Below are 4,077 nucleotides of genomic sequence, written 5' to 3' on the forward strand. Positions count from 1 at the left end.
TTTATCAAGGTTATTTCTCTTAATAATTCCTTAACGTATAAAATTTGCGTTATGTTGTCGAGATCGCAAACATAACATGTGGACTGTATATCATATTCATGTAAGGTTAACATAACGTCCTATTATCAGAAGTTCTCCTCACCAACAATCCACGGCATATTAACATGCTGTGAAGCATCCTCTTCACCTATATAAGCAGTTTCTTATTCATCCCGTTAGCTCTTAACCCTAAAATTGCTTTCTGAGCATCATCCTCATCTGCAATAACAGATACGTTACTTTTTCGAGCAAAAGTACCTAATGTATAAATTACATACATAAAATCCATTAATTCACCTCACTTTCTAATAAAATAGCGCTTTTATTACAATCCTAGATTTCTTATTTCCCCTTAAAGTTCATCCGAGAGAATTTAAAAAGCAACTCACAATAATATAAAACCTCACTAGCTCACACTTCACAACCTTCATGTATAAACTATGTACCATGTACATTAAAACTACATTTATACAAGGTTTGAATTTAAAGTGAAGGAGGAGCAAAGATGGCATCTTGTACAGGAATAGCTTGTTTTTTACTTTCTAATTGGCCAATAGGAACTGTTGTTACAATATCAACCAAATCTGGACAAATAATTGGACCCGCTACTCTTTCTAATTTTTATACAGCACTGTGTTTAGTCATCTTAAGAGAAGAACATGTAATAACACCTAGATCCACTAATACCATATTTATAAGTTGCGAAGATATTGAAAGTAAGACTCTAACAACTTAACGCATTATTAATCATCATTAGCAGAGTATTTCTAATTTATTTAAAATGCCCCTTAAGTATTTTTTATAATTAAATTTAATATTAAATAGACTACTCTTTCTATATACCATTACAGTTCTCAATGTTTTAAATTCAAAATCCCCAATAAAATAAAGATTTCGTCGGAATTTTTTCACCCATTAGCGAAACAAGCATATGCTATTCCGTAAGGTGTTCGCACTTTCAGAGTAAAGATTTTATTAACTCTGCACATATACTAAAATCATACATAAGATATATTGCTGATACATTACCACTTCTCAATATGATATGAGTCTTGGTCAAAGAGCGCTTTCCCGGGCGCTCTTTTTCCGTTTAAATAAGGATTTTGTTTCAAATGTATTCACTATTTATTTGCTAAGTCCATAACTTATACGGACTATAAAAAAATACACAATATAGTTTTGGGTCAAAGAGCACCATACGCCCTAATGGTGCTCTCTTTCTATTCAAATAAAGGTTTTGTTAAAATTGAATAAAATTAAAGATTCTAGTAATACTAATTCACAATACAATTTGCTTCTTACCCAAATTGTATCTACTTGCTACTTGAGCAGTTAGTTTAGCTAGCTGCTCTTTTGTATAAAATTTAAAATAAAATTTGTTCATATTTCCTTTTCACATCACATATTTGTAACCTAGACGTTCCGCTTAAAGAGTTACCTCCTTTCTTAAAGAGCACTGATGCATGGTGCCCTTTTCTAATTTCTTTATTTATACAAAATGATATTTTTATTAAAATAACTTTCGTATAACATTTCCAATCTGGCTTACACTATAACTGTAACTTTAAGTTACACATCCTAACTTGCAGGGCCTAATTTTCTTTTGTGTAACAAGTGGTTAGCTAATTAAGTTGACCACTTTGTTGCGCCAAATACTTTTTATTTCTCAACACTTTACACCTGGAATAACTTCTCGTTTATTGATACTGTACTGGTGACATTGATTTTCCTCATAGGCATTTTTGAAAAGGATCTGTTCTCCCACAGCAGGTCCTTTTCATTTATTTGCTAATATAGCGCTTTTGGTGATTTTTCGTTGACATTTTGGTGATTTTTTTCTTCACATAAAATAAAAACAAACATACGTTATTGTATGTAGACTCTTCGCTCATAGAGTTCTACCTTTCTTATCGAAGAGCATACTTATATGTGTGCTCTTTTTCGCTTATTATGAAATATTGTGTGTGTGTTAAAACTCCACCTTTCCTCTTTCCTTTAATGACAGGCTCCATAACTCCAAGCAAAGCATACTATATTAAAAATTTACTCATGAAAATCCGATTACAATTTACAGATTTTTCTATCTCATGAGTCATTCTCCTACCTTACTAAGAGTGCATATAAAAATGCGCTCTTTTTTATTTCTAATGCATATTTTTATACACAATTCATATAAATTAAATAACCTGATATGTCTTTCAACTAATATTTTGATGACACTCCCCTTTTTTAGACAACAAGCCCTCCAATCGTTGTCTTTTTTTCTTTTTACTCTCCAAATGAGAAAAATAAGGACTTTGTATTTACTTGGCACATACACTCAAAGCATACATAGGATATATTGCTGTCACATTTTCACTTTTTGATATGAGTCTTTGTCAAAACTCGCTTTCCCGGACGATCTTTTCCAATTTAAATATGGATTTTATGTTAAAAACATATTTACTCAAAGGACTCATATAATTTTATAGGTGTTGTTATTAGCGTTATGGAGTGCCCTGGTCAAGCACTCCTATTTTTATGCTTACAAAAGAACTTCTCTGAAAATGCTTTCGACCTGTTGTGATGGAAAACGTCAAGAAATCTTTTGATATCGGACTGTTATTGGCTATCCTTTTGATTCATAGTTTTGCAATGCTTCCGGAATTGTATCAGCTTTTCATAAAGCTTCAACCAGTGCCAGGCATCTTCTATTGTTATATTTGCACCTTAATCTTGATTATGAAGTATTACATGTGCAATATCCCCAAGTAATGTTATAAAATTTGAACTCCAATTTTGTATCGTCTCTGTATCATATAATGCATAGGCATTTCGATTGTAGATATCATATCTTGGATAGTTAAAGGATTGGAATCCTACTTTCCAAATCACGAGGTCCAATTGGATCTATATTAATTCCAGTTTAAATTTATTATCTTGAAATTTAAAATCCTAACATTTAACTATATTGTAACATTTGATATACCCAAACCACTGATAAATATGGTAACATTTACCTGTAAGACGAAATATTAATATAGGAGGCAGATTTATTATGAACGCAAGAAAACCAAAATCATTTGTAAAACAATGTACAGGAATTGCTTTGGCTAGTATGATTGGATGTAGTGGTATTGGAGTTTTCGCAACAAATGTAAGTGCTGCCGAAAGTGCTAATCTAGCTCCTATGCACCAATCCCTTCAAGCAGAAGTGATGACAATTACACAGTTACAAGATGCTATTCTGCATAAGAATAATCCTTTTATTAATCAGGTAAAAATATTTATTGATAAGCATAAGACAGAATCAGAATTTTTATGGGGGAAAGTGAGTACATCATTAAAAAACGACATTGTAGACTTGCTTACAGGTGACCAAAAATATTACTCTAATAAAATTAATAAAGCCCTTGTAAAACACTTTAGGGAAGTCCCTAAGTTATTAAAATTAGCAAGTCCAGAGTTTAAAAAGGAAATCATTCAATTACTAAAATACTTATAAGAATATCTATTAAGAGTCTATATTTCAATGAATGTTGATATTAGTAGTCCCATAAATTTGTATTTACAAAGTACCTCTTAATACGTTATATTTGTATATAAAAATATTGATTCAAGAGATAAAAATTGATTTAAATGAACATAGGGGTAAATCAATCTACAATGTATTCAACTGTGGGTACAGTAAAAAATACTCCGGGCTCCCCTTTTACCCAAGGAAAAGAAGCTAATAATGATTCCGTTATCTAATTTGATATTCGATCATCAAACAAAGAAGTAAGACAACCTAGTGCCAAATTTACTGAAATGAATTTATGGAAAATGTTAAAAGATAAAGGTGTCTTATTGCCAATTTTTATGGAGATGCTAAGCAAGTTTCGTGCTGATAAAGAGAAGGAATCTAGTCAAACTAGCAATGATTCTCTAACTGATGAAACTAATACTATTGAATTAACTAATTGAACCAGATTAGATGTGGTACTGTTGATTTTTAGTACGGATAGATTATATTTTAAAAGAAAAGCCTTGCAGCAAGATGAAGTGAACCCGAATAGT

At 31.3% G+C, this 4,077-nt stretch carries 4 protein-coding genes; 3 read left to right on the plus strand and 1 reads right to left on the minus strand.

Features of this window, described 5'->3' with window-relative positions; all coding sequences use genetic code 11:
* Nucleotides 1-187: 187 nt before the first annotated feature.
* Nucleotides 188-328, minus strand: a complete 141-nt coding sequence (locus COK05_RS31530) for a hypothetical protein (RefSeq protein WP_176539481.1) — start codon at nucleotides 326-328, stop codon at nucleotides 188-190.
* 216 nt (nucleotides 329-544) lie between these two features.
* On the opposite strand from COK05_RS31530, the gene COK05_RS30425 reads away from it, so the two are divergent.
* The 3 genes from COK05_RS30425 (at nucleotide 545) to COK05_RS31990 (ending at nucleotide 3,984) form a co-directional block, all read left to right on the plus strand.
* On the plus strand, nucleotides 545-775 hold the full coding sequence (locus tag COK05_RS30425; protein WP_098615485.1) for a CGEA protein: 231 nt from the start codon (nucleotides 545-547) through the stop codon (nucleotides 773-775).
* Nucleotides 776-3,076: 2,301 nt separating this feature from the next.
* Nucleotides 3,077-3,523, plus strand: a complete 447-nt coding sequence (locus COK05_RS30430; RefSeq protein ID WP_098615486.1) for a hypothetical protein — start codon at nucleotides 3,077-3,079, stop codon at nucleotides 3,521-3,523.
* 254 nt (nucleotides 3,524-3,777) lie between these two features.
* The gene (locus tag COK05_RS31990) at nucleotides 3,778-3,984 is read left to right on the plus strand and encodes a DUF3914 domain-containing protein (RefSeq protein ID WP_373605416.1); all 207 of its coding nucleotides are present in this window, start codon (nucleotides 3,778-3,780) and stop codon (nucleotides 3,982-3,984) included.
* Nucleotides 3,985-4,077 lie beyond the last annotated feature (93 nt).

It is taken from the genome of Bacillus cereus (genome assembly GCF_002567495.1).
In the GTDB taxonomy this organism is placed as follows: Bacteria; Bacillota; Bacilli; order Bacillales; family Bacillaceae_G; genus Bacillus_A; species Bacillus_A cereus_AQ.